Below are 24,745 nucleotides of genomic sequence, written 5' to 3' on the forward strand. Positions count from 1 at the left end.
TCCAAGGAGGATTCAATGAAGAGTCAGACTGCACGAGCACCGCGCTTCGGACGGATCACCACGGCGACGGCCGCATTCGCGTCCGCTGCCCTGCTGCTCTCCGGATGCGCCGCCTCCGCCGACAGCGGCGCGACCGAGGGCACCGAGGGCGACGACCCGATCGGCGTCACGCTGATCGTGAAGACCGAGGCGAACCCGTTCTTCGTCGCGATGCAGGAGGGCGCCGAGGCGGCCGCCGAGGAGGCCGGCGTCGAGCTGACCTTCGCCGCGGGCAGCGAGGACGGCGACGAGGCGAGCCAGATCACCGCCATCGAGAACGCGATCGCCCGCGGCGACGAGGGCATCCTCATCGCCCTCAACGGGCCCGGCGTCAACAGCGCGATCGAGCGGGCCCGCGACGCGGGGCTGTACGTGATCGCGCTGGACACCGCGCCCGACCCGGCCGATGTCGTCGACATCACCTTCGCCACCGACAACCGTCGAGCGGGCAACCTCATCGGCTCGTGGGCCGCCGCGCAGCTCGACGGCGAGAAGGCCGTCATCGCCCTGCTCGACGTCTTCGACGACCGCATCGTGAGCGTCGACTACAACCGCGACCAGGGCTTCCTCGAGGGGATGGGGATCGACGTCGCCGACCCGAACCTCAACGGGGATGAGGCGCCGACCGGCACGTACTCGGGCGGCGACTACGAGATCGTCGGCAACGAGGCCACCGGAGGCGCCGAGGACGGCGGCCGCGCAGCGATGGAGACCCTGCTGTCCAAGAACCCGGACATCAACATCGTCTACACGATCAACGAGCCGGCCGCCTTCGGCGCCTACCAGGCCCTCGAGGCGGCAGGACGCGAGGACGACGCCCTGATCGTCTCGGTCGACGGCGGATGCGCGGGCGTCGAGTACGTCTCCGATGGCATCATCGACGCCACGGCTCAGCAGTACCCCGTCGACATGGCGCGGCTCGGCGTCGAGGCCATCGTCGAGCTCGTCGAGACCGGCGAGGCCCCGGAGGTCACCGACGGACTGGACTTCTTCGACACCGGGGTCGCCCTCGTGACGGACGACCCGGTCGACGGCGTCGAGAGCATCGACACCGCCGAGGCCAGCGAGCTCTGCTGGGGCTAGACGGCACCGGATCCACCACGGGCGTCGGCCCTGGGGTCACCCTCAGGGCCGACGCCGCACATCCTGATCCGCGACGAACGAAAAGGCCATCGACATGACATCGAATCCGCCCACGGATGGCATCCATCTCGCCACCGAGTTCCTGGACAGGTCCACGCCGGCGTCGCGGATCCGCCATCTGCTGCTGAGGTACCCGGCGCTCAGCCCGGCGATCGTGCTGCTCATCGCCGTCATCATCTTCGGCCTGCTCAACGAGCGCTTCCTCCTGCCGAACAACCTCTCGCTCATCGTCCAGCAGGTCGCGATCGTCGGGACGGTCGCCGCGGCGCAGACGATCATCATCCTCACCGCCGGCATCGACCTGTCGGTCGGCGCCGCGATGGTGCTCTCGTCGATGGTCATGGCGCAGCTCGCGACCGAGGCCGGCGGGCTCCCCGCGGCCGTCGCGCTCGTCGTCGGGTTCCTGGCCGCGGTGGGCGCCGGGGCCCTCAACGGGGCGCTCGTCACGCGGCTCAAGCTGCCGCCGTTCATCGCGACGCTCGGCACTCTCAACATCTTCATCGCCCTGACCCTCCTCTATTCGGGCGGCCAGACGATCATCGGGGCCGACCTGCCCGAGCTGCTGACCTGGACGGGCTCGATCATCGACATCGCGGGCGTGCGCATCACGACGGGCGTGCTCATCATGGTCGTCCTGTACCTCGTCCTCGCCTTCGTCCTCGGACAGACGGCCTGGGGCCGCCACGTCTACGCGGTCGGCGACGACAAGGACGCCGCGCGTCTCGCCGGGATCCCGGTCACCCGCGTGCTCATGAGCGTCTACCTGACCGCCGGGGCGATCCTCGCGATCGCCGCCTGGCTGCAGATCGGTCGCAGCGACGCGGCCGGACCGAACGCGGCGGTCGACGTCAACCTCGACTCGATCACCGCCGTCGTCATCGGCGGCACGAGCCTGTTCGGCGGTCGAGGGATCATCTGGGGAACCCTCCTCGGCGCGCTCATCGTCGGCGTCTTCCGCAACGGGCTCTCGCTCGCGGGCGTCGACTCGCTCTACCAGACCTTCGCGGTGGGCGTGCTCGTCATCGCCGCGGTCTCGATCGACCACTGGATTCGGAAGGCGAAGTGATGACTGACCGTGAACCCGTGATGCGGGCCGAGCGCCTCGTCAAGACCTACGGCCGCGTCGTCGGCCTCGACGGCGTCGACTTCGAGCTCATGCCGGGCGAGGTGCTCGCCGTCATCGGCGACAACGGCGCGGGGAAGTCGACCCTGATCAAGTGCCTCACGGGCGCCGAGATCCCGGACGAGGGCGACATCTACCTCGACGGGAAGAAGGTGACGCTCTCCCGGACCCAGGACGCGCGCGCGCTCGGGATCGAGACCGTCTACCAGAGCCTCGCCGTCTCGCCCGCGCTGGACGTGGCCTCCAACCTCTTCCTCGGCCGAGAGCTGCGGCGGCCCGGGCCGCTCGGCTCGATCCTGCGGATGATGGACACGCCGGCGATGCGGCGGCGCGCCCGCGAGGAGCTCACCGAGCTCGGGATCACCACGCTGCAGGACGTGACCGTCGCGGTCGAGAACCTCTCGGGCGGCCAGAGGCAGGCCGTCGCCGTGGCTCGAGCGGCGGCGTTCGGGTCGAAGGTCGTCGTCCTCGACGAGCCCACCGCCGCGCTCGGCGTGCGCGAGTCGAACCAGGTGCTCAACCTCATCGGGCGGCTGCGGGAGCGCGGGGTCTCAGTGATCCTCGTCAGCCACAACATGCCGCACGTGTTCGACGTCGCCGATCGCATCCACATCCAGCGGCTGGGCAAGCGCGCGACCGTCATCACCCCGCAGTCGCACAGCATGACCGACGCCGTCGCGATCATGACGGGCGCCGCGCGCTCCTGAGCTCGAGGGGGCCCGCGCGCTCGTCGAGCGTGCGGGCGCTCCTCTCTCTCAGCGGCGCAGGGCTCCGGAGTCGCGCACGATCAGCTCCGTGCGGAGGCGGACCTGGCGTGCGGCGAGCTCGGGCGCGGCCATGCGATCGAACAGCATCGTGACCGCGCGCGAGCCCAGCAGGTCGACCGGCTGGCGGACGGCCGTGAGGCGGGGGTGGAAGAGGTCCGCCCACGGGAAGTCGTCGAAGCAGGCGAGCGCCAGGTCCTCCGGGATGCGGATGCCCCGCTCGGCGAGGCGGCGCATCGAATCGATGGTGGCCTGGTTGTTGCCCATGACGAGCGCGGTCGGAGGCTCGGGGAGCGCGAGCAGAGCATCCACCGCCGCACCGGCGTCCTCCGCGCCGTGCGCGACGTCCGCCTCGCTGCTGGCGAGACCGCGGCGGCTCATGCCCAGATGGAAGCCCTCGATGCGCTCGATCGTCGTCTGCAGGCCCTTCTTGCCCGCCACCATCGCGATGCGCCGATGGCCCTGGTCGACGAGATGCTCGACGAGCTCGGCCATGGGCTCGACGTTCTCCACGCCGATCGCGTCGAAGGGCCAGCTGTCGATCTCGGGGTGCACGCGGTCGATGAGGACGGTGGGGATGCGCCGGCTCGCGATCCGGTCGAGCGCCGTCTGCGGGTCGGAGGACGGTGCGATGAGGATGCCGTCGGGCCGATGGGCGAGCAGGTCGGTCACCGCGCGCAGCTCGTGCTCGGGGTCGTCGTGCGTGTCGGCGAGCAGGAGGGAGTGGCCGTTGGCACTGACCGTCCTCTCGATCGCGTGGACGACGTCCGCGAAGTAGGGGTTCGAGATGGCGGAGATCGCGAGCCCGATCGTCATCGTCTTGCCGGTGCGCAGCGAGCGCGCGACCCGGTCATTGAGGTAGCCCGTCTCGGCGATCGCGGCGAGGACGGCCCGTTCGGTCTCCGGCTCGATCTTGCGGGTCTTGTTGATGACGTGCGAGACCGTCGTCGCGGAGACGCCGGCGACTCGCGCGACGTCCGACATCGTCACCATGGGGTTCTCCGTTCGCGTGCCTGGGGTGCGGGGTGTCAGGGGTGCTCGGGCGGGGGTTCCGCGCGCGTGGGCGCGCGCCTCACAGTAATGATCCGATCGGCCGACGCGCGGGTCGCCTCGACCTCCTCGGCGTTTCGCTGATCGGTGCCGGTGGCCCAGGCCCTCGCGTCGGCGGCGGGCTTGCCGAACTCCATGTGGCGCGCCACGAGCTGGGGGAGCCGGATCTCGGGCGGCGTGTCGAGGTACCACACGGCGTCGAGCAGCCCGCGGACCTCCTGCAGAATCGGGTCGGCGGAGAGCAGGTAGTTGCCCTCGGTGATGATGAGGGGCGTCTCGCGCGGAACGGGGATCGCCGAGGCGATCGGCTCCTCCAGGCCGCGCACGAAGGTGGGCGCGTAGACGGTTGCCTCGTCGCGGCGGCGCAGTCGCTCGATGAGGGAGCGGTAGGCGCCGAGATCGAAGGTCTCGAGGGCTCCGCGACGGGCGGCGAGCGGGGTGCCCTCGAGCACGCTGCTCGCGAGGTGGAAGCCGTCGAAGGGGACGACGACCGCGGTGTCGCGCGCGAGGTGGGCGGCCAGCGCGTCGGCGAGGACGGACTTGCCCGCGCCCGGAGCCCCGCAGATCCCGAGGATGACGCGATGGCCCGACTGCCGCGCCATCGCCAGCAGGTCGTCGGCGAGCTCGCCGATCGTCGATTCCGGCACGAGGTCGCCGCGCGGGGAGGCGCCGAGGCGCTCTGCTGCCGGCCCGTCATCTCGCACGACGCGTTCCTTCCTCTCCTGGTCGGCACGGACATCCACCCCTCGATCATGCCCGTGCGCATGCGATTGCGCAATCGGGTGCGCCTCAGTGTCCCGGGCGCCCCCGATCCGGGCTCAGCGGGTGAGCGCGCCCTCGGGCAGCGACAGCTCGCGCTCGACGACGCGCGCGATGAGGGCCAGGCCCGGGCCGGTCGGGCCGTAGCCGACGAGCCCGTGCGCGTTGAGCCCGTCGACCATCGCGAGCACGTGCGCCGCCACCCGGTCGAGCTCGCGCGCGGGCATCGACGCCGGCGCGGCCTGCGTCAGCACCTCGACGATGGCCGCGTGCCAGGCCGTCATCTGCTCGCGCACCGCGGCGGCGAGGGGGGATGACCGGCGCGCGATGCTCCACGCGTCGACCCACACGCCCGTGACGTCGTCGCGGCTGCCGTCGAGGAGGGTCGCGAGCAGCGCCTGCAGCCGGGCGGTCGGATGACGCACGACGCTCGCGTGCGCGCGCACCTCGGCGAGCTCGGAGGCGACGATGGATGTGAACGCGTCGGCGACGAGCTGCTCCATGCTCGGGGCGTAGTGCGCGACGAGGCTCGAGGCGACTCCGGCGCGCGCGGCCACGGCGCGCAGGGTGAGGGCGTGCAGACCCTCCTCGAGCGCCAGGGCCTCCGCGGCGGCGGCGATCTGGGCGGCGCGCTCAGTGGGCGAGGTCCGGGGGGCGCGGGGGCGGGCATCCGCCCCGCTGCTCGCTGTTGACACGCCGACCCCCGCCTCGGTAGCTTTCGAGCAGTCTAGATATTGATCGCCTGATCAACAAGAGATGCCGCGCCGCGGTCGCGGCGGCGGCGTCCGACACGACGAGGAGCCGACGATGGCCTGGCGCATGCCCGCGGAGACCGCTCCGCACGACCGCATCTGGATGGCGTTCCCGCGCGAGGGCGAGGTGATGGGCGACAGCTCGGCCGCCCGCGAGGCCACCTACGACGCGTGGACGACCGTCGCCCACGCGATCCTCCCCTTCGAGCCCGTCACGATGGTCGTCGACCCGAGCGAGCGCGAGCGCGCCCGCCGCATGCTGAGCGCCGACATCGACATCGTCGAGGCCCCGCTCGACGACTTCTGGATGCGCGACTTCGGCCCCACCTTCGTCATCGACGACGCCACGGGCGAGCGCGGCGGCGTCGACTGGATCTTCAACGCCTGGGGCCAGGGCGCCGACTGCGAGAACGATGCGCTCATCGCCGCGCGCATCCTCGACGAGCTCGGCCTCGCGCGCGTGCCGAGCCTGCTCGTCAACGAGGGCGGCGGCATCCACGTCGACGGCGAGGGCACCGTGCTCGTCACCGAGACCGTGCAGCTCGACCCCGACCGCAACCCCTGGGCGACGAAGGAGCGCGTCGAGGCCGAGCTCGCCCGCACGCTCGGCGTCGAGACGGCCATCTGGCTGCCGCGCGGCCTCACGCGCGACTACGACGAGCTCGGCACCCGCGGGCACGTCGACATCGTCGCGACCTTCGCGAGCCCGGGCCGCGTGCTCGTGCACGCGCAGCACGACCCGGCCCACCCCGACCACGCTGTGATGCCCGCCATTCACGACGCCCTGCGCGCCGCGACCGACGCGCGCGGCCGCTCACTCGAGCTCATCGAGCTGCCCGCTCCCGCGCAGCTGCGCGACGAGGAGGGCTTCGTCGACTACAGCTATGTCAATCACCTCGTCGTCAACGGCGGCGTCATCGCGTGCGGCTTCGGCGACGACGCGGCGGATGCCCGGGCTCGCGACATCCTGCGCGACGCGTACGGGCGCGAGGTCGTGACGGTCGACGCGCGCGAGATCTTCGCGCGCGGGGGCGGTATCCACTGCATCACGCAGCAGCAGCCGCGGGCGGGGCTCGCGACGCTCGCGGGCGGCGACGCGGCGGGCGCGGGCGACCGGTGACGAGCATCCCCCTCGTCGAGGCGTCGATCGGCGAGCTGCGCCGCGCGCTCGACGACGGCCGCCTCACCGCCGTCGAGCTCGTGCAGGGCTACCTCGAGCGCATCGCGGGCTACGACGCGGCCGGCCCGACTCTCAACGCCTACGTCGTCATGAATCCGGATGCTCTCGCCGAGGCCCGCGCGAGCGACGAGCGACGCGCCCGCGGTGAGGTGCTGAGCCCGCTCGACGGGATCCCGTACGCGGCGAAGGACAGCTACATGGTGCGCGGCCTCACGGTCGCGAGCGGCTCGCCCGCGTTCGCCGACCTCGTCGCGCAGCGCGACGCCTTCACGATCGAGCGGCTGCGCGCCGGGGGAGCGATCTGCCTCGGGCTGACGAACATGCCCCCGATGGCCAACGGCGGCATGCAGCGCGGGCTCTACGGTCGCGCCGAGAGCCCCTACAACGCCGACTACCTGACGGCGCCGTTCGGCTCGGGGTCGTCGAACGGCTCGGGCACCGCCGCGGGCGCGAGCCTGTGCGCCTTCGCCCTCGCCGAGGAGACCTGGTCGAGCGGCCGCGGCCCGGCCTCGAACAACGGTCTCGTCTGCTACACCCCGAGCCGCGGCGTCATCTCGGTGCGCGGCAACTGGCCGCTCGTTCCGACCATGGATGTCGTCGTGCCCTACACGCGCACGGTCGACGAGCTGCTCCTCGTGCTCGATCAGATCGTCGCCGACGACCTCGAGACGCGCGGCGACTTCTGGCGCGTGCAGCCCTGGGTGGGCATCCCCGCCGCATCGACCGTGCGCCCGCTCTCGTACGCCGCCATCGGCGCGCCCGCGGCCCGGGACGCCGCGCTCCGGGGAGCCCGGGTCGGCGTGCCCCGCATGTACATCGGCGCCGAGCCCGACTCCGACGACCCGATCGAGACGCGCGCGACCGTCATCGCGCAGTGGGAGCTCGCCCGACGCGACCTCGAGGCCGCGGGCGCCGAGGTCATCGAGGTCGACCTCCCCGTCGTGACGAACTACGAGAGCCGCGGGCGCGCCGACGACCGCTCGCTCACCGTGCGGGGCCTCGTGCCGGAGGGCTTCGCCGACTCCGAGCTGTGGGAGCTGTCGATGTGGGGGTGGGAGGAGTTCCTGCAGGCCAACGGCGACCCGCACCTGCACCGCCTCGTCGACGTCGAGCCCGAGCTCATCTTCCCGACCCCGCCCGGGTCGCTGCCCGGCCGGTACGACGATCATCTGAGCCGGTTCGCACCGGAGGACGTGCCGCTCGAGGACTACGTGCACCGCGCGCGCCGCGAGGGCGTGCCCGCGCTCGCGGACATCCCGCACCTCGAGGCGGGGCTGCGCGGCCTCGAGGAGGCGCGCCGCCTCGACCTCGAGCAGTGGATGGACGACCTCGGCCTCGACGCCGTCGTCTTCCCCGCCGTCGCCGACGCCGGCCCCGCCGACGCCGACGTGAACCCCGCGAGCGCCGAGCTCGCCTGGCGCAACGGCACGTGGGTCGCCAACGGCAACCTCGTGCCGCGCCACCTCGGGATCCCGTGCGTGCAGGTCGGCATGGGGCTCATGAGCGATATCGGGATGCCCGTGGGGCTGACCTTCGCCGGTCGCGCCTACGACGACGCGCGCCTCCTCGCTCTCGCGGCGGCGTTCGAGGCGTCGGCGAACCGGGCGGGCTCGGCGCTCGGGTCGACCCGCTCGCCCGCTCCGCGGGCGCCGGAGCTGTGATGGCCTCCGACTCTTGACCTTCCCTCGCTCCGGGTGGATGCTGGCGGCACCATGAGCGACGTCGACGACTACATCGCGCGGTTCCCGGCCGACGTCCAGTCCATCCTGCGCGGCGTCCGCGGCGCGATCCGCAGCGCCGCCCCCGCGGGCGACGAGCGAATCCGGTACGGGATGCCGGCGATCCCGCTCGACGGCGGCTACTGGCTGCACTTCGCGGGGTGGAAGAACCACATCGGCATCTACCCGGTGCCGCGCGGCGACGATGCGTTCGAGGCCGAGATCGCGGAGTACCGATCGGCGAAGGACACCGTCAACCTCCTCTACTCCAAGCCCATCCCGTTCGACCTCGTGACGCGCATCGCGCAGCACGCGGTGCAGCACGCCGCGCAGCACGGCGCGCGGCCCGCGGCGCAGCACCCGGCGGTGCACGCAGGACCGGCGCACGCAACCCCCGCGCGCGGCTGAATCCTGTTCAGTAGGGTCGCTCCATGAACCTCTTCTCGAAGAAGGCCGACGCGGACCCCGCGGTTCCGGCCGCCCCGGCCTCCGCCCCGGCCGGCAGCGCCTCCTCCTCGGAGGACTCCGCGATCTCGTGGCGCGACGACCGCGTCGGGGCGAGCGCCCGCGGCGAGAACCCGATGGTCATGCTCGAGCTCTCGAGCGGCTGGGCGGTCATCGGCGACACCCAGTTCCTCCCCGGCTACTCGCTGCTCATCAGCAAGCACCGCGACGCCGCGATGCTCAGCCAGCTCACGCGCGAGCAGCGGCTGCAGTTCCTCGCCGACCTCGACCTTCTGGCGATCGCGGTCGAACGCGCGTGCATCGAGAAGGACCCGGCCTTCCGGCGCGTCAACATCGAGATCCTCGGCAACACCGACGCGTACGTCCACGCGCACGTCTTCCCCCGCTACGAGTGGGAGGGGCCGAAGGCCGAGCGCCCCGTCTGGGAGTACCGCGACACGCACTGGACGGACGAGCTCCACGAGTACAAGCCGGGGCACCAGCCGCTGCGCGATGCGATCACCGCGCAGCTCCGCGAGCTGTCGGGCGTCAGGGAGGAGCCGGAGGGCCCTCTGGCCCAGCCGCACGAGATCGAGCTCGAGGGTCCGGTGAGCACCGAGCCGGAGTCGGCGCCCGAGCCGCAGCCGGTCCAGGACCCGCAGCCCGCCCTGGATCAGCAGCCCGCCCAGGAGCAGAGGCCCGAGCCCGCGCCTACCGCTGGATGACCGGCGCGCCCCAGCCGTCGTAGTCGCCACGGCGCGCCTCGACGACGCCGAAGACCTCCTCGACCATGGCGTCGGCGGTCTCGATGTCGACGGTGGACTGCTTGGTGGCGCGCAGCGTCGCGCGGAACACCATCCGGCGCGTGACGGCGACCTCGTAGCCGAGCGCCTGGAGGTCGCGCGCGGCCGACCGGGCGTCCTTGATGGCGGCGAAGTTGGCGAAGTGCTCGACCTCGCGCGGCAGGTCGACATCGTCGCGCATCTTGATTCGCTGGCTGAACTGCTCGACGTTCGAGGTCAGGTGCGGCTGGATGTCTCCCACGGCGGTTGAGCATAGACCCGACCGAGCGCGCTCGCGTAGCCGACACCGGTCGCCCGGCCGACCCCTCGCACTCGGACTCGCACAAGCTGAGGATTCATGGTCTTATGACTCCATGACGCGCGCGCTCCCCATCACCGGCCTGCACAACGCGTGGGATCTCGGCGGGCTCCCGCTCGACGACTCCCGAGGCGACACCGTGCGCGGCCGTCTCTACCGGTCGCCCCAGCTCGATGCTCTCGATGACGCGGGGTGGGATGCCCTGCTCGAGGCCGGCGTGCGCACCGTCGTCGACCTCCGCAACGACGACGAGGTCCGCACGACCGGGGCGCCGGCCGCCATCACCGTTCACCGCGCCCCCATCGAGGATCAGGGCGACGCCGAGTTCATGGCCCGCTACGGCGAGCACCTCAACTCGCCCCGCTACTACCCGGAGGTCCTGCGCCGCTGGCCGCACCTCGTCATCGGAGCTCTGCGCCCGATCGCCGAGGCGCCCGCGGACGGCGCCGTGCTCATCCACTGCGCGGGCGGCCGCGACCGCACGGGCCTCATCGCCGCGATGCTCCTCCAGCTCGCGGGCGTCATGCGCGCGGGCATCGTCAACGACTACTGGCTCGCCGTCATCGCGACGAACTTCCACCTGCGCGAGAACCCGCGCCCGCACGACCCGTGGCGCTCCAACCGCGAGCTCGGGCCCTGGCTCGATCGGGTCACGGGCGAGCTCCACCTCTTCCTCGATGCGTTCGACGCCGAGGCCTGGCTGCGCGAGCACGGCGCGGGCGAGCTCGTCGCGCCCCTCCGCGCGCGGCTGCGCGACGCATGGCACCCTGACGCGGGTATCGAGTTCTCCTCGCGCTCCGCTTAACCTCTGGTGAGGAGGTGCGCATGACCCGAACGCGCGCGCGCGATGATGCGCGTCGTCGTGCCCTCGCGGGCGACGACAGCCGTGCGGCCTCGAACGCCCTCCTCGACGGGCTTCGCGAGGGGCGATTCGGGCCGGCCGCCTGGGGCAGGTTCGCGGTCGACACGACGGCCCGCAGCATCCTGGAGGCCCGCAAGCGGCCGCGCGCGGTCGTGGAGGCGACCGCGGTGCACCTCGCGATGGCCGCCCTCGCGCACCCGCGGGGCCGCGCCTGGGTGCTCACGAGCTGGCTCATGACGGTCACCCATCTGGGGATGCTCGAGGAGCGCCGCACGCTCGGCGCCCCCAATCTGCTCACGATCGCCCGCGCCAATCTGCCCGCGGCCTCGGCCCGACTCGGCGGCGCCGTGCCCGTGCTCGCGCTCGCGACCGACTTCGTCGACGGCAAGCTCGCCCGGGGCACGGGCACGGTCACGCGCTTCGGCACGCAGGGCGACTACCTCTCCGACACCGCGCTCTGGACGTGGTTCGTCGTCACGCACGAGCCGAGCACCGCCTGGCGCGCCATCACGTTCGCCGCGTGGGCCGCGCCCGTGGCGGCTCTCGCCGCGGTGAGCTTCGCGCGCGGCGGCGTCGTCGACCTGCCGCGCTCGGCGTGGGTGCGCCCCGCCGCCGTCGTCGAGGTCATCATCGGAGCGCGCGCGATCGGCCGCATCGTGAGCAGGCGCCGGGATGCCCGGCTCGAGCGCGGGGGAGCCCCCACATGAGCGCGCCCCTGCCGTACCGGCCGCTCGACGCCGAGCTCGCGACCGAGAGGCTGACACTCACGCCCTTCCAGCCGGAGGACGCCGTCGCCTACGCCGCGATCTGGACGGCGCGCGGCGGCGAGCCCGCCTCGGCCGAGCAGGTGCTCGCGCGCATCCCGGCCCTCGAGGGCCAGCTCGCCGACCACCGACTGGGGCTGCGGATGATCCGGCTCGCGGGCGAGCGCTGGCCCGTCGGCTACGTCGCGCTCGTCCCGGGGCGGGCGACCGTCGACGAGCCCGAGCTCGTCTCGGAGCTACTGCCCGCCGTGCACGGCCACGGGCTCGCGACCGAGGCGGCCCGCGCGCTCGTGGCCGCCGCGTGGCGCACCGGCCGCGAGAGGCTCTGGACGACGATCGCGGCGACCAACGCCGCGTCGCTGCGCGTCGCCGCGAAGGTCGGCTTCGTGGCCCAGCACGTCACGCACGACGAGCGGGGCGAGGTCGTCTGGTGCGCCCTGGAGCGCCCCGCACAGCAGTGAGCGCCCGTACAGTAGCGGCGTGACCCCGGCCCCGCCGCACGACCCCGATGCTCTGACCGCAGCCCTCGAGATCCTCGAGTGCCCGCTCTGCCGCGAGGCGCTCGAGCGCGTCGACGGGGGAGTCCGATGCGAGGCGGGCCACCACTTCGACGTCGCGCGCCAGGGCTATGCGAGCCTGCGCGGGGGCGCCTCGACGGCGACGGGCGATACCGTGCCCATGGTCGAGGCGCGCGAGCGCGTCCAGGCCTCCGGTGTGCACGACGCCATCGCGGCGGCCGTCGTCGACGCCGTTCCGACCGACGCCCGCTGGCTCGTCGACCTCGGCGGCGGCACCGGGTGGCACGCCGCCCGCGCCCTCGTCGCTCGACCCGCGCTGCGCGGTGTCGTGCTCGATGCCTCCGTGCCCGCCCTGCGCCGCGCGGCCCGCGCGCACGAGCGCCTCGCGGCTGTCGGGAGCGACGTCTGGCGCGGCATTCCGGTGGGGGATGCGGGCGTCGACGTCGCGCTCCGCGTCTTCGCGCCGGGCGGCGGCGAGCGCGGAGCCGCGGAGCTCGAGCGGATCCTCGCCCCCGGGGCGCGCGTCGTGATCGTGGTGCCCGAGGCCGACCACCACCGCGAGCTCGTCGAAGCCCTCGGGCTGCTGCGCGTGCCGGCCGGCAAGGCGGAGGAGGCGGCGGCGAGCATCCCCGGCGCCCGCGTGGTGTCGTCGACGCGGGTGAGCGCGGTGCACGAGCTCGGCCGCGAGGAGCTCCTCGACCTCGTGATGATGGGGCCGAACGCCTTCCATCACGATCGTTCCGAGCTCGTCGACCGGCTCGCCGGATGGCCCGAGCCGACGCCCGTGACGATCGCGGTGAGCGTCGTCGTCCTCCAGGTCGCGTGACTCGGCGGGCGCGCGCCCGATTTGCCGCCGAACGGGGCGCAATGCCCCGAGTCGGACCGCACCGCGCGTAGGGTGTCGGCGTGTGGCGTGCCGACCGATACGACGATCCCGATGTCGCTGACGACGACGCCCCCGCGACCGCCGCATCCGGGGGCACGAGCGCGAGCGCGCTCTCGATCGGGGATCCGACGGTGAGCGTCGGCAACATCGCGACCCCCGTGTGGGAGCGCTGGCGCGAGGAGCTCGCCGCTCTCGGCGGGCGCTCGCCCCTGCTGCACTTCGAGGACTCCGACCGCACCCGCATCGAGCTCGGCACGAGCCACCCGGGCGGGCTCGCCCGCTTCATCGCCGGGAGCCCCACCCTGCTGAGCAACCTCGTGCGCGACGACGTCGCTCTGCGCCGGGCGCGCCTCGCCGCCGAGCGCATCGCCGACAAGGGGCTCGAGCTCGCGAGCGTGCGCGGAATCGACGCCGTCGCGCTCGGCATCGGCATGGTCGCCTGGCACCACGAGGGCGTCGACCACCGCGCCCCCCTCCTGCTGCGCCCCCTGCGGCTGCGCCGTCGGGGTCGGGATGTCGAGCTCACCCTTCGCGGCGAGGTCGCCGTGAACCCCGCCCTGGTCCGCGCCCTCTCGCAGCAGTTCTCGGTGCACCTCGACACGCACGCCTTCGTCGCCCTCACCGACGACGAGGGGACCTTCAAGCCGAACCCGCCCCTCGACCGGCTCCGCGGGCTCACCGCGCACCTCGACGGGTTCACGATCGCGCCGCGCCTCGTCGTGAGCACCTTCGCGGAGATCGGCGCCCCGATGGCGGCCGATGCGCACGACCTCGCGCATCCCGTTCTCGACGCCCTCGCCGGCAACCAGAGCGCCCGCTGGGCCGTGCGCGAGAGCACGACCCCGGTCGAGCTCGTGCATGCCGACAGGCGCCCGCCCGAGACCGACCTCCTGCTGCTCGACGCCGACGCCGAGCAGGAGCAGGTGATCGCGAGCATCGCGGCCGGCAATTCGCTCGTCGTGAAGACGCTGCCGGGCACGGGCGGCACCCAGACCGTGGTCAACGCCGTCGGAGCCCTCGTCGCCCAGAACAAGCGCGTTCTCGTCGTGAGCCCCCGCCGCGCGAGCGTGCGCTCGGTCGCGAGCCGGTTCGCCGAGATCGGGCTGCCGGGCATGGCGGTCACGGCGCGCTCGCTGCGGCGCGACGTGATCCGCGCGATCTCCCGCAACGAGAAGGCATCCCGCCCCCAGGTCGCCGACGTCAACGAGGCGCTCGCCCGACTGCGCGGCGTGCTCGTCGACTACCGCGAGGCGCTCGCCCGGCCCGATGCGGCGCTCGGCATCAGCGTCTACGACTGCGTCACCGAGCTCAGCCGCCTCGCGCTGCTCCCGACGCCCCCGACGACCCGCGCGCGCCTGAGCCGCCAGGCCGTCGAGCTGCTCGCGAAGGATCGCGCCCACGCGAGCTCCGTCATGGTGCAGGCCGCCGAGCTCGGGCAGTTCAAGTACGGCCCGGACGACTCGCCCTGGTACGGCGCCCGCTTCGCGACCGGTCAGGAAGCGGAGCGCGCTCACGAGCGGGCGAAGCGCCTCCACCGCGAGCTGCTGCCGCGCCTGCTCGAGCGCGCCAACGCCCTCGTCGGCTCGACCCACATGCGCCCCTTCGAGTCGGTCGCCGAGCTCGGCATCTACCTGCGCCTGCTCATCGACATCCGCGACACGCTCGACAAGTTCCAGCCGTCGGTGTTCGACCGGTCGCTCAGCGAGCTCATCGCGGCGACCGCGCCCCGGCGCGAGGGCTCGTCGATGCCCGCGGCGACGCGGCGGCGCCTGAAGTCGCTCGCGAAGGAGTACCTGCGCCCCGGCGTCCACGTCGGCGACCTGCACGAGGCGCTCACGCGCATCCAGCAGCAGCGCGTCCTGTGGCAGCGCTTCGTGCCCGTCGGCATCACCCCCCAGGTGCCGGTCGGCATCGCGGACGTCCATCACGCCTTCCAGCAGGTCGAGCAGGATCTCGACGCGCTCGATGCCCCGCTCGGCCACGAGTCGAAGCCCGAGCTGCTCCGCCAGCGCCGCATCGCCGACCTCGTCGAGCTCGTCGAGGCGCTCGCCGCGGAGAGCGATGTGCTCAACAACCTGCAGGAGAGAACCGAGCTGCTGCGCGAGATGGAGCGCTGGGAGGTCGGCCCGCTGCTGAGCGACCTGTCGGCCCGTCACGTCCCGCACGACCAGGTCGCCGCCGAGCTCGAGCTCGCCTGGTGGCGCTCGGCCCTCGACGCGCTCCTGCAGAGCGATCGCGCGCTGCTCGGCGCCGACACCGCCGTGCTCGACCGCCTCGAGGCCGACTTCCGTCTCGTCGACGAGGCGCACGCCGCGGGAACCGCGTCGCTGCTGGGGTGGCAGCTGGCGGAGAACTGGTCGATCGGCATCACCGACTGGCCCGACGAGGCCGCCGCGCTCAAGGCGCTGCTGAAGGCGGGCATGCTCACCTCGGGCGACCTGCAGAAGTGCGCTCCGCACCTCAGCCGCCCGATCGCCCCGGTCTGGCTCGCCTCGCCGTACGACGTGCACCGCATCAGCGACGACATCCCCTTCGACACCGTGTTCCTGCTCGACGCGGGTGCCGTGACGATCCCCGAGGTCGCCGGAGCCATCCGTCGGGCCCGGCAGGTCGTCGCCGTCGGCGACCCGGTGACGCAGAGCCCGTCGCCGTTCACCGTCGCGCTCGACGCCGACGAGACCGAGGGCGACACCGACGTGGATGCCCGGCACGCGGCCTCGGCGCTCTTCCAGCTCGCCGAGCTCCTTCCCTCGATGTCGCTCACCCGCTCCTACCGCGCGGGCGGGGAGGATCTCGCCGAGCTCGTCAACCGACGCTTCTACGCCGGGCGCATCGACTCGCTGCCGTGGGCCGGGTCCTTCCTCGGCCACCCCTCGATCGCGGTCGACCACCTCGACGGCCACGGCATGCCCGATGACGAGTCGGGGGCGGTCGAGAGCGTCGACATCGAGGTCGAGCGCGTCGTCGACCTCGTGCTCGAGCACGCGACGGCCCGCCCGCACGAGTCGCTCATGGTCATCACCGCGAGCACGAAGCACGCCTCGCGCGTGCACGCCGCCGTGCTCGAGGCGATCGGCACGCGGCCAGACCTGCACGACTTCGTGCTCGGCGATCGCCCGGAGCCCTTCGCCGTCCTCACGATCGAGCAGGCCGTCGCCCAGAGCCGCGACCGCGTGATCTTCTCGATCGGCTTCGGCCGAACACCGCACGGCCGCGTCCTGAGCGAGTTCGGCGCGCTCGGCCGACCGGGCGGCGACCGCCTGCTCGCCGTCGCGATGACGCGCGCCCGCCGCTTCGTGCGCATCGTCAGCTGCGTCCGCGCGGAGGACCTCGACGACGACCGCATGTCGCACGGCGCCCGGGCCCTCGCCGACCTCCTCGCCGACATCGAGGCGCGCCGCTCGCGCGTCGACCTGCCCGACGACAGCGACCCGATGCTCATCGACCTCGCTCGGCGCCTCGAGGCGCGCGGGCTCCGCGTCTCGCTCGGGCACCGCGGGAAGTTCCGCCTCGTCGCGAGCCGCGGCGGCTACTGCATCGCCGTCGACACCGACGCCTCGCTCATGGACATGAGCCTGCGCGAGTCGCTGCGCCTGCGACCGGATCTCCTGCGCCGCCTCGGCTGGCATTACGCGCGCGTCCACGTCTTCGAACTCTTCAGCCAGCCCGACGCGGTCGCCGACCGTATCGCGGCCATGGCGGGAGCGAGCGCGGGGACGACGGGTCGCCCCTCGGCGGCGACCGAGGCCGCGGCGGCCCGGCACCGCGCGGCCCTCACCGAGACGCAGCCGATCGACGTGCTGCCGCCGATGCCGCGGTAGGCCCGGTGCGCGATCTCCCCTCGGATCCCGAGCCTGCGGACTCGGAGCAGCGGCCGTCCGCACCGCCGCGACGACCCCGCGCTCGCCGACGCGCGACGACCCCGCCGCCGCCGGGCTCGGACCCGACCCCGGTCGGCGAGCCGGAGCGTCACCGCCTCGACGAGAACGACGCGCGCCTCACCGCCGATAAGCCGCCCCACTACTGAGCGGTGACGGTCCACCGCGTTCCGCCGTCTCGTCGAGCACCAGGCGACGGCGCCGCTGTCTTGCGGACCGTCTATCGGCCGCTCGTTGCGGGCGGCCGCGCGAGCGTCCGCAACGACTGACCGATAGAGGGCTCAGCCGTCGCCCGCACAGGCGCGGGTGCAAGCTCCGACGCGCGCGCGTGGGCGGGCAGAGCGGGTGCGCGCCGCGCTACTCCTTCGGCTCGGCGGCGTCGCGGCGGGCGAGGAGGTCGCGGATCTCCCCGAGCAGCTCGATCTCCGTCGGCGGCTCGTCGGCCGCCGTCACGGGCTGCCCCGCCTGGCGCGCCGCCTCGGCGCGCTTCGCCAGCGCGTTCATGGGCATCACGAGCGCGAAGTACACGACGGCCGCGACGATGAGGAAGTTCAGGAGCGCGGCGATCACGGCGCCGAACATGAGCTTCGCGGGCTCGCCGCCCGTGAGGGTCGGGATCTCCACGACGAGCGCCGTGCTGAGGCTCTCGGCGCTGAAGAGCGCGCCGATCGCCGGGTTGATGACCGCCGAGACGATGGCGTTGACGAGCGCGGTGAACGCCGTGCCGACGACGACCGCGACGGCGAGCTCGATGACGTTGCCGCGCAGGATGAATGCCTTGAAGCCGCTGAACACGGGGACTCCCGGGGGTGAGGTGGTTGACAGTGCCTCGAGCCTAATCGGCGGTGCGGCCCGGGCGCCCCACCGAGCCGGAATCGATCAGCTCGCGGCCGCGGAGGTGCTCGCCGGAGCGGAGGAGCTCGCGGGAGCGGGCGCGCTCGATCCGCCCGATGACGTCTCGGATGATCCGCTCGACGATGATCCGCCCGACGACGATCCGCCCGACGACGATCCGCTCGCGCGGCTGTCGGTGCGGTAGAAGCCCGAGCCGTTGAAGGTCACTCCGACCGCCGAGAACAGCTTGCGGAGCCGACCGCCGCACTCGGGGCACTCCGTGAGCGAGTCGTCGGTGAACGCCTGCTGGATGTCGAACGCGGTCGAGCATTCCGTGCAGCGGTACGAGTACGTGGGCATGGCGATCCTCCTGGACAAGGATACGGGCGACCGCGCGTCGTTCCGGACCAGGTCGACCCTCCCGGCCCCGACCGCTCAGCCGAAGCGGACGGTGCCGCTCGGCGTCACGACGCCGTCGACGCGCTGGTCATGCGGCTCGCTCGGCAGCTCGTCGACGAGCTCGTCGTCGAAGACCACCGCGAACACCGGCGGGCGGCGGTCCATCGACCCGAGGGTCTTGTCGAAGTAGCCGCGACCCCAGCCCATGCGCATGCCGGAGCGGTCGACGGCGGCGGCGGGGACGAGGATCAGACCTGCGTCGTTGATCGCGAGCGGGCTCAGCAGCTCGGCGTCCGGCACGGGCATGCCGGCGGCGTCGAGGAGCTCGGCGAGGGCATCCGCCCCCGAAGGCGGGAGCGCCGCCCAGTCGAGCAGGCCGTCATCGCGCGAGACGGGCAGCAGGACCTCGATGCCGCGATCGCTCGCCCATTCGAGGAAGGCGCGGGTCGGCGGCTCGTCCGGCTTCGAGAGGTAGCAGCTGAGCCGTTGCGGGGCGAGCGCGGAGACGAGCTCGATGAGCTGCCCCGTGAGCCGCTCGCAGACGGTCTCGCGCTCGTGCCTGGGCCGGATGCGCCGGCGCTCCCGCAGCTCGGCGCGGAGGGCGCGCTTGGCGTGGGCGGCGTGCTCGGCGTCGCTCGGCATGGGGCAATCCTAGAGTTCGCCGGGCGCTCGCAGGAGGCCTGTCGGGGCCCCTTCGCTAGGGTTGCGGGCATGACTCCCGCACTCACGAAGGCCGTCATTCCCGCCGCCGGACTCGGAACGCGCTTCCTCCCGGCCACCAAAGCGATGCCCAAGGAGATGCTGCCCGTCGTCGACAAGCCCGCCATCCAGTACGTGGTGGAGGAGGCGGTGGGCGCAGGCCTGCACGACGTGCTCATGATCACGGGGCGCAACAAGGCCGCGCTCGAGAACCACTTCGACCGCATGTACGAGCTCGAGTCCACGCTCGAGGCGAAGGGCGACCACGAGAAGCTCGAGAAGGTCGAGTACTCCACCGACCTCGCTGACGTCCACTACGTCCGTCAGGGCGACCCGCTCGGCCTCGGCCACGCCGTCCTCCGCTCGAGGATGCACGTCGGTCACGAGCCGTTCGCCGTCCTGCTCGGCGACGACATCATCGACCCGCGCGACCCGCTGCTCTCGCGCATGACCGAGGTGCACGAGCGTCGCGATGCGACCGTCGTCGCCCTGCTCGAGGTGCCCGCCTCGCAGACGCACATGTACGGCATCGCGACGGTCGAGAAGACCGAGGACGACGACGTCGTCCGCATCACCGGCCTCGTCGAGAAGCCCCCGCAGGGCGAGGCGCCTTCGAACTACGCCATCATCGGTCGGTACGTGCTCAAGCCCGAGATCTTCGATGTCCTCGAGCACACGGCGCCGGGCAAGGGCGGCGAGATCCAGCTGACGGATGCGCTGCTCGAGCTCGCCAACGACGAGAGCTCCGGCGGCGTCTACGGCGTCGTGTTCCGCGGGCGCCGCTACGACACGGGCGATCGCCTCGACTACATCAAGGCGATCGTGCAGCTCGCCGTCGAGCGCGACGACCTCGGCCCCGACCTGCGCCCCTGGCTGCGCGACTTCGCCGCGAACCTCGACTGACCGGCAGTGGCGACGAGCATCCCGACCCTGCGCGACGGGGCGACCACCCTGCGGCCCATCCGCGTGCGCGACGCGAGGGCCCTCGAGCGCGAGCTGCTCGTGAACCGCGCCTGGCTGCGCCCGTGGGAGGCGACGAGCCCCGTGGCCCCCGTCTCGTGGGACACGCGCGGGAGCATCCGCGGGCTGCTCGCCGCAGCGCGCACCGGGTCGGGACTGCCGTTCGTGATCGAGAGCGAGGGCGAGTTCGCCGGCCAGCTCAACGTCTCGGGCATGACCTACGGCTCGCTCGCCTCGGCGACCATCGGCTACTGGGTCGGCGAGCGCTTCGCCGGGCGCGGGCTCACCCCGACCGCCGTCGCGCTCGCCACCGATCACGTGTTCTTCACCCTCGGTCTGCACCGCATGGAGATCTGCATCCGCCCCGAGAACGGCCCGAGCCTGCGCGTGGTCGAGAAGCTCGGCTTCCGCTACGAGGGGCTGCGACGCCGCTACATCCACATCAACGGCGACTGGCGCGACCACTTCTGCTTCGCCCTCACCGTCGAGGAGGTGCCGCAGGGCGTGCTGCAGCGCTGGCGGGCCGGACGCGCCCCCGCGACGGCCGCGAGCATCCCCGAGGTCGACCTCATCGCGGCGCGCCGCGGGATCGCCCTGCCGTAGCGTCCGCTCGGGCATACCGTTGCCGCCATGGAGTTCACAGGCGGTGGAACAGCGATCCTCATCGCTCTCGCCGCAGGGCTCTGGCTCGTCTACCTCGTGCCGATGTGGCGCCGCCGCACCGAGTACCTGTCGACCGAGCGGAACGCTCTGCGGCTGCAGCAGACGCTGCGCATCATGGCGCAGACGGCCGAGCTCCCCGAGGCGGTGCGCGCCGAGATGACGGCGCGCGAAGTCGCCAACCAGGAGCGCACCCTCGCCGCCCGTCAGCGGGAGGAGCAGGCCATCGCCCGCGCTCGTGAGGCCGCCGCGCAGCGCGCCGTCCGCGAGCGTCTGCAGCAGACCGCCCCCGGTCTCGCCGCCGAGGTCGACGCCGCCCAGCGCGGCCAGGCGCGCGTTCGCCGCTCGCGCGCGGCCACCTCCCTGCTCACGCTCCTCGCCCTCGTCGGCGTCGTCGTCTCCGCCGTCGCCGGCGCCTGGGCGTGGACGGCTCTCGCCTCCTTCATCGTCGTGAGCGGCGTCACCCTGCTGGTCGGGCTCGCGCGTGCGAGCCGTCGCCGCTCGACCGGCGCCGTCGTCCCCCGCCGCGCGCAGCGCTTCGTCGACTTCGCCGCCGACGCCGACCGCGGGTCCCGCGCCGCCGAGCCGCGCGACTGGACGCCGGTGCCCCTGCCGAAGCCGCGCTACCTCGCCGTGCCGAGCGCGAGCTCCGGCCGGCCGGGCCTCGGCGCGATCGACCACGCCGCCGTGCTGGCCGCCGCCGCGGCCGAGGCCGAGCGGGCGCAGCGGGCCGCGACGGCGCCGAGCGCGCCCGCGGTCGCGAGCGCCGCATCCGCCGCCCCCACGCCGGCCGACTCGGCCGCGGCCGAGACCGCCCCTGTTCCTGCCGCTCCGGTCGCCGTCCCCGCTGCTGACGCGACCGGGGGCAGCTCCTCCGAACCGGTCAGCCGGTTCGCCCGGATGGGCCTGCTCGAGGGGCTGCCGACCGCGGCGCCCGACCTCGACGAGGTGCTCGAGCGCCGTCGCGCCGCCGGCTGAGCGGGGTGCGATCGGCCTCGTCGGCAGTGATAGTGTTGTCGTCGTTCACGGGCCTGTGGCGCAGTTGGTAGCGCGCTTCGTTCGCAATGAAGAGGTCAGGGGTTCGAATCCCCTCAGGTCCACCGAGCAGCATCAGCGTCATCGCTGAGCACGAGAGAACCCCGGCCCCGCGGCCGGGGTTCACTCGTTTGCGCCCGCCGAGGGCGTCGAGACCGCGAGGATATGTCCGCGGTGCGAGGGAATGAGAACTTCTTTCTGTCGGAATACTGACGGAAAAAAATCGCCTCCGTAGCGTCGCTCTCGTGTTCGAGCCCATCGGAGTGCACGCCCTCGTCCGGCGATCCCACGTCGACCGCGTCATGCGGGCGCTCCAGCGCGACGGCGCCCTCAGTCGCGGCGAGATCGCGGCTCGCACGGGCATCTCACGGACGACCGTCTCCGATATCGTGGGCGGCCTCCTCGCGAGCCGTTCGATCGTGGTCGTCGCGACCGACGCGAGCGGGCGCACGGGAAGCGGTCGTCCCGCGGAGCTTCTCGCCCTCGACCCAGCGGCTGGGCAGTTCCTCGGCATCGACTTCGGGCACCGCCGCGTGCACGTGTCGATCGCCGACGCCTCGCACGACGTCATCGCCTCCGGCTCCGTCGCCTACGCGGAGGATGCGCGCTGGCCCGAGCGCCTGGCCGCCCTCTACGCGCTCGTCGAGGACCTGCAGACCTCGACTGGCATCCACCTCGAGTCCCTCCAGGGCATCGGCGTCGGCGTTCCCGGCCCATTCGTGACTGCCGAGTGGGCGCCCGGCGAGGGCTGGGGACGACTCTCGGAGAGCCGGTCGATCGAGGCGGAGCTGAGCGAGCGATTCGGCGCACGGGTGCTGCTGGACAACAACACCCAGTTCGCCGCGCTCACCGAGGCGCAGCACGCCACGGGCGACGAGCCGGGCGACGTCGTCTACATCCGGCTCGGCGACGGCGTCGGCGGCGGACTCGTCGTCGGTGGCCGACTCGTGTCCGGCTCGATCGGTCTGGCCGCCGAGTTCGGGCACATCCGCGCCACCGAGGGCGGGCGGCTGTGCCGATGCGGGAAGACCGGGTGCCTCGAGACGATCGCGTCCATGCCCGCCGTGCTCGCGGGTTGCGCGGCGCGCGGGCTGGAGCTCGGTTCGATCGAGGAATTCCGTGCCGCGGTCGCGGTCGCGCACCCCATCGTCGACGAGGTCGTGCGCGAAGCGGGCGTCGCGGTCGGCCGCGTGCTCGCCGCGGCCACGCTCATGCTCAACCCCGCGATCGTCGTGGTCGGTGGAGACGTGCCGCACCACGCGCCCGCGATCATGCGGGCGATCGGCGACACGATGACGTACGAGCTGTCGTCCACCGCCCCCGCTGCTCCGCAACTGCGCCAGGCGGCCTACTCGGGCGACGAGGGATCTCGCGGTGCGATCGCCGCGCTCTTCCACGCCTCGCCGCTTCTCATCGACTACCCCGAGCGGGAGACCGCCCCGCGCGCCGCGGACAGCAGAAGGAGCTTCGCATGATCCCCGCGACCACCCCCGACCGAGGAGGAACGATATGGCCGTCCTGACCGCTCCTGCCGCGACGCTCACGGCACCGCCGCGCCCCCGCCGGAGATCCACGCGCAGGTTCCTGCTGGTGCTCAACGCGATATCGGTCGCCGCGGGCATCGCCATTTGGTGGGTGCTCGCCCTCAACGGCTTCCAGTTCCCGACGCCGGACGAGGTCGTCATGAAGGCGATGGCGCTGTGGAACGCGGGGATCCTCCAGGAGGACATCCTCGCAAGCCTCGGCCGCGTCCTCAGCGGGTTCCTCCTCGGCTCCGCGCTCGCGATCCCGGTCGGCTTCCTCATGGGCTGGTACACGGTCGCGCGCGGGCTTTTCGAGCCGTGGATCCAGTTCTTCCGCACCATCCCGCCGCTCGCTCTGCTGCCGCTCGTGCTCGTCCTGCTCGGCATCGGAGAGGTCCCGAAGGTGTTCGTGATCTTCCTCGCGGCGTTCCTCGCGTGCGTCATCTCGACCTATCAGGGCGTGGTCACGGTCGACAAGACGCTCATCAACGCGGCCCGCGTCCTCGGCGCGAAGGACGGCACGATCTTCGTCCGCGTCGTGGTCCCCGCCTCGACCCCGTTCATCCTCGTCGGCATGCGGGTGGGGCTCGGATCCTCCTGGGCGACCCTCGTGGCCGCCGAGCTTCTCGCAGCTCAGGCGGGCCTGGGCTATCGGATGCAGAACGCGCAGCTCTACTACGACCTCGCGACAATCTTCGTCGGCATCGTCCTCATCGGGATCCTCGGCCTCGTGATGGACCGCCTCCTCCTGCTCGCCGAGACCAAGCTCACCGGATGGCAGGAGCGTCGATGACCGCCACGATCCCCACCCCCGCGCCGCGCGTCGACGGCAGCGCCGCGAAGATCTCCGTCCGCGAGGTCTCCAAGGTGTTCCCCCTCAAGGACGAGCAGTTCGTCGCCCTCGATCGCGTCTCGCTCGAGATCGAGGACAACGAGTTCGTCACCGTCGTCGGCCCGTCGGGCTGCGGCAAAAGCACGCTCATGAACATCCTCGCGGGCCTCGAGACCCCTTCGGGCGGCTCCGCGCTGGTCGACGGCGCCGAGGTCCAGGGTCCCGGCCCCGAGCGCGGCGTGATCTTCCAGCAGTACGCGCTCTTCCCCTGGCTGACCGTCCGTCAGAACGTCGAGTTCGGTCTCTCGGTCGGCAAGGTGGCCGCCCGCGAGCGCCGCGAGCGCGCCGACCACTTCATCCGCATGGTCGGTCTCGAGCAGTTCGCGGATGCGCTGCCGAAGATGCTCTCCGGCGGCATGAAGCAGCGCTGCGCCATTGCCCGCGCCTACGCCGTGAATCCGTCGATCCTTCTCATGGACGAGCCGTTCGGGGCGCTGGATGCTCTCACGCGCGTCACTCTCCAGGAGCAGCTGCTCGACACCTGGAGCAAGGAGAAGCGCACCGTCATGTTCATCACGCACGACGTCGACGAGGCCGTCTTCCTCGCCAACCGCGTCGTCGTCATGGCAGCCGGGCCCGGTCGGATCTACGACATCGTCGAGGTCGACCTGCCCTACCCCCGAACCGAGGACGTGCGTCTGAGCCCCGAGTTCGCGCAGCTGCGAAATCGGGTCTGGACCTCCGTCTATCACCAGACCGCCGGCACCCACGCCGCGACCGCGTCGTCGTCGACGACCACCCCCACCGAGAAATGAGGATCAC

General features: G+C 72.6%; 25 protein-coding genes and 1 tRNA gene. 19 read left to right on the forward strand and 7 right to left on the reverse strand.

The genetic code is table 11. The features are described from left to right. The first annotated feature begins 15 nt into the window (after nucleotides 1–15). From ASC54_RS04935 to ASC54_RS04945, 3 genes are all read left to right on the forward strand, one after another. Entirely contained in the window at nucleotides 16–1,122 is a 1,107-nt protein-coding gene (locus tag ASC54_RS04935; protein WP_055897054.1) for a substrate-binding domain-containing protein, read from the forward strand. A gap of 94 nt (nucleotides 1,123–1,216) precedes the next feature. After that, complete coding sequence (locus ASC54_RS04940; protein WP_055856877.1) at nucleotides 1,217–2,248, forward strand: ABC transporter permease; 1,032 nt, start codon at nucleotides 1,217–1,219, stop codon at nucleotides 2,246–2,248. Then, the gene (locus ASC54_RS04945; protein WP_055898009.1) at nucleotides 2,248–3,012 is read left to right on the forward strand and encodes an ATP-binding cassette domain-containing protein; all 765 of its coding nucleotides are present in this window, start codon (nucleotides 2,248–2,250) and stop codon (nucleotides 3,010–3,012) included. The genes ASC54_RS04940 and ASC54_RS04945 overlap by 1 nt, the downstream gene beginning before the upstream one ends. Nucleotides 3,013–3,060: 48 nt before the next feature. On the opposite strand, the gene ASC54_RS04950 is transcribed toward ASC54_RS04945, so the two are convergent. From ASC54_RS04950 to ASC54_RS04960, 3 genes are all read right to left on the reverse strand, one after another. After that, on the reverse strand, nucleotides 3,061–4,062 hold the full coding sequence (locus ASC54_RS04950; protein WP_055897057.1) for a LacI family DNA-binding transcriptional regulator: 1,002 nt from the start codon (nucleotides 4,060–4,062) through the stop codon (nucleotides 3,061–3,063). Nucleotides 4,063–4,097: 35 nt separating this feature from the next. Next, a complete protein-coding gene (locus ASC54_RS04955) occupies nucleotides 4,098–4,823 on the reverse strand; it encodes a nucleoside/nucleotide kinase family protein (RefSeq protein ID WP_235451385.1) in 726 nt (241 codons plus the stop codon). Between the two features lie 114 nt (nucleotides 4,824–4,937). Beyond that, on the reverse strand, nucleotides 4,938–5,573 hold the full coding sequence (locus ASC54_RS04960) for a TetR family transcriptional regulator C-terminal domain-containing protein (RefSeq protein ID WP_055856873.1): 636 nt from the start codon (nucleotides 5,571–5,573) through the stop codon (nucleotides 4,938–4,940). Between the two features lie 112 nt (nucleotides 5,574–5,685). Here ASC54_RS04960 and ASC54_RS04965 point away from each other — a divergent pair, with 112 nt between their 5' ends. Genes ASC54_RS04965 through ASC54_RS13030 form a run of 4 tightly spaced genes read left to right on the forward strand, consistent with a single transcriptional unit; the run spans nucleotide 5,686 to nucleotide 9,697 of the window. Continuing rightward, nucleotides 5,686–6,750 carry an agmatine/peptidylarginine deiminase gene (locus ASC54_RS04965; RefSeq protein WP_055898011.1) on the forward strand — a complete coding sequence of 355 codons (1,065 nt, stop codon included), beginning with the start codon at nucleotides 5,686–5,688 and terminating at the stop codon, nucleotides 6,748–6,750. Further along, a complete protein-coding gene (locus ASC54_RS04970) occupies nucleotides 6,747–8,471 on the forward strand; it encodes an amidase (protein ID WP_055897059.1) in 1,725 nt (574 codons plus the stop codon). Before ASC54_RS04965 ends, ASC54_RS04970 begins: the two co-directional genes overlap by 4 nt. A gap of 51 nt (nucleotides 8,472–8,522) precedes the next feature. Then, nucleotides 8,523–8,936: an iron chaperone gene (locus ASC54_RS04975; RefSeq protein ID WP_162242492.1), complete on the forward strand. Its 414-nt coding sequence runs from the start codon at nucleotides 8,523–8,525 to the stop codon at nucleotides 8,934–8,936. Between the two features lie 23 nt (nucleotides 8,937–8,959). Then, nucleotides 8,960–9,697, forward strand: coding sequence for a hypothetical protein (locus ASC54_RS13030; protein ID WP_200932269.1), 738 nt, complete (start codon nucleotides 8,960–8,962; stop codon nucleotides 9,695–9,697). Here ASC54_RS13030 and ASC54_RS04985 read toward each other — a convergent pair. Then, complete coding sequence (locus ASC54_RS04985; protein ID WP_055856867.1) at nucleotides 9,684–10,016, reverse strand: ribonuclease E inhibitor RraB; 333 nt, start codon at nucleotides 10,014–10,016, stop codon at nucleotides 9,684–9,686. The genes ASC54_RS13030 and ASC54_RS04985 overlap by 14 nt on opposite strands. A 112-nt stretch (nucleotides 10,017–10,128) precedes the next feature. Between ASC54_RS04985 and ASC54_RS04990 the strand changes: the two genes are divergently transcribed. The 5 genes from ASC54_RS04990 to ASC54_RS05010 all read left to right on the forward strand — a co-directional run bounded on the left by ASC54_RS04990 (nucleotide 10,129) and on the right by ASC54_RS05010 (nucleotide 16,924). Further along, the gene (locus ASC54_RS04990) at nucleotides 10,129–10,878 is read left to right on the forward strand and encodes a tyrosine-protein phosphatase (protein WP_055897062.1); all 750 of its coding nucleotides are present in this window, start codon (nucleotides 10,129–10,131) and stop codon (nucleotides 10,876–10,878) included. A 20-nt stretch (nucleotides 10,879–10,898) separates the two neighbouring features. Continuing rightward, nucleotides 10,899–11,642, forward strand: coding sequence for a CDP-alcohol phosphatidyltransferase family protein (locus ASC54_RS04995; RefSeq protein ID WP_055897065.1), 744 nt, complete (start codon nucleotides 10,899–10,901; stop codon nucleotides 11,640–11,642). Beyond that, a complete protein-coding gene (locus ASC54_RS05000; protein WP_055856860.1) occupies nucleotides 11,639–12,160 on the forward strand; it encodes a GNAT family N-acetyltransferase in 522 nt (173 codons plus the stop codon). The genes ASC54_RS04995 and ASC54_RS05000 overlap by 4 nt, the downstream gene beginning before the upstream one ends. A gap of 19 nt (nucleotides 12,161–12,179) precedes the next feature. Further along, on the forward strand, nucleotides 12,180–13,043 hold the full coding sequence (locus tag ASC54_RS05005) for a putative RNA methyltransferase (RefSeq protein ID WP_055856857.1): 864 nt from the start codon (nucleotides 12,180–12,182) through the stop codon (nucleotides 13,041–13,043). Between the two features lie 80 nt (nucleotides 13,044–13,123). Beyond that, entirely contained in the window at nucleotides 13,124–16,924 is a 3,801-nt protein-coding gene (locus ASC54_RS05010) for an ATP-binding protein (protein WP_055897068.1), read from the forward strand. 414 nt (nucleotides 16,925–17,338) lie between these two features. Here the strand turns inward: ASC54_RS05010 and mscL are convergent, their stop codons facing one another. The 3 genes from mscL to ASC54_RS05030 form a co-directional block, all read right to left on the reverse strand. Beyond that, entirely contained in the window at nucleotides 17,339–17,776 is a 438-nt protein-coding gene (gene mscL, locus ASC54_RS05020) for a large conductance mechanosensitive channel protein MscL (RefSeq protein WP_055856850.1), read from the reverse strand. An 84-nt stretch (nucleotides 17,777–17,860) separates the two neighbouring features. Next, nucleotides 17,861–18,175, reverse strand: a complete 315-nt coding sequence (locus ASC54_RS05025; protein ID WP_055856847.1) for an FmdB family zinc ribbon protein — start codon at nucleotides 18,173–18,175, stop codon at nucleotides 17,861–17,863. A 75-nt stretch (nucleotides 18,176–18,250) separates the two neighbouring features. Then, the gene (locus tag ASC54_RS05030; RefSeq protein WP_055897070.1) at nucleotides 18,251–18,856 is read right to left on the reverse strand and encodes a 5-formyltetrahydrofolate cyclo-ligase; all 606 of its coding nucleotides are present in this window, start codon (nucleotides 18,854–18,856) and stop codon (nucleotides 18,251–18,253) included. Between the two features lie 69 nt (nucleotides 18,857–18,925). Between ASC54_RS05030 and galU the strand changes: the two genes are divergently transcribed. The 7 genes from galU to ASC54_RS05065 all read left to right on the forward strand — a co-directional run bounded on the left by galU (nucleotide 18,926) and on the right by ASC54_RS05065 (nucleotide 24,738). Then, the gene (galU, locus tag ASC54_RS05035) at nucleotides 18,926–19,816 is read left to right on the forward strand and encodes a UTP--glucose-1-phosphate uridylyltransferase GalU (RefSeq protein ID WP_055897072.1); all 891 of its coding nucleotides are present in this window, start codon (nucleotides 18,926–18,928) and stop codon (nucleotides 19,814–19,816) included. 6 nt (nucleotides 19,817–19,822) lie between these two features. Further along, a complete protein-coding gene (locus ASC54_RS05040) occupies nucleotides 19,823–20,476 on the forward strand; it encodes a GNAT family N-acetyltransferase (RefSeq protein WP_082514852.1) in 654 nt (217 codons plus the stop codon). 27 nt (nucleotides 20,477–20,503) lie between these two features. Further along, complete coding sequence (locus ASC54_RS05045; protein WP_055856840.1) at nucleotides 20,504–21,511, forward strand: hypothetical protein; 1,008 nt, start codon at nucleotides 20,504–20,506, stop codon at nucleotides 21,509–21,511. 49 nt (nucleotides 21,512–21,560) lie between these two features. After that, nucleotides 21,561–21,633, forward strand: a tRNA-Ala gene (locus tag ASC54_RS05050). A gap of 180 nt (nucleotides 21,634–21,813) precedes the next feature. After that, on the forward strand, nucleotides 21,814–23,043 hold the full coding sequence (locus ASC54_RS05055) for an ROK family transcriptional regulator (RefSeq protein ID WP_200932270.1): 1,230 nt from the start codon (nucleotides 21,814–21,816) through the stop codon (nucleotides 23,041–23,043). Between the two features lie 34 nt (nucleotides 23,044–23,077). Next, nucleotides 23,078–23,884 carry an ABC transporter permease gene (locus ASC54_RS05060; protein ID WP_055897075.1) on the forward strand — a complete coding sequence of 269 codons (807 nt, stop codon included), beginning with the start codon at nucleotides 23,078–23,080 and terminating at the stop codon, nucleotides 23,882–23,884. Beyond that, nucleotides 23,881–24,738: an ABC transporter ATP-binding protein gene (locus tag ASC54_RS05065; protein ID WP_055856835.1), complete on the forward strand. Its 858-nt coding sequence runs from the start codon at nucleotides 23,881–23,883 to the stop codon at nucleotides 24,736–24,738. Before ASC54_RS05060 ends, ASC54_RS05065 begins: the two co-directional genes overlap by 4 nt. Nucleotides 24,739–24,745: the final 7 nt, after the last annotated feature.

Source organism: Yonghaparkia sp. Root332 (genome assembly GCF_001425665.1).
In the GTDB taxonomy this organism is placed as follows: Bacteria; Actinomycetota; Actinomycetes; order Actinomycetales; family Microbacteriaceae; genus Microcella.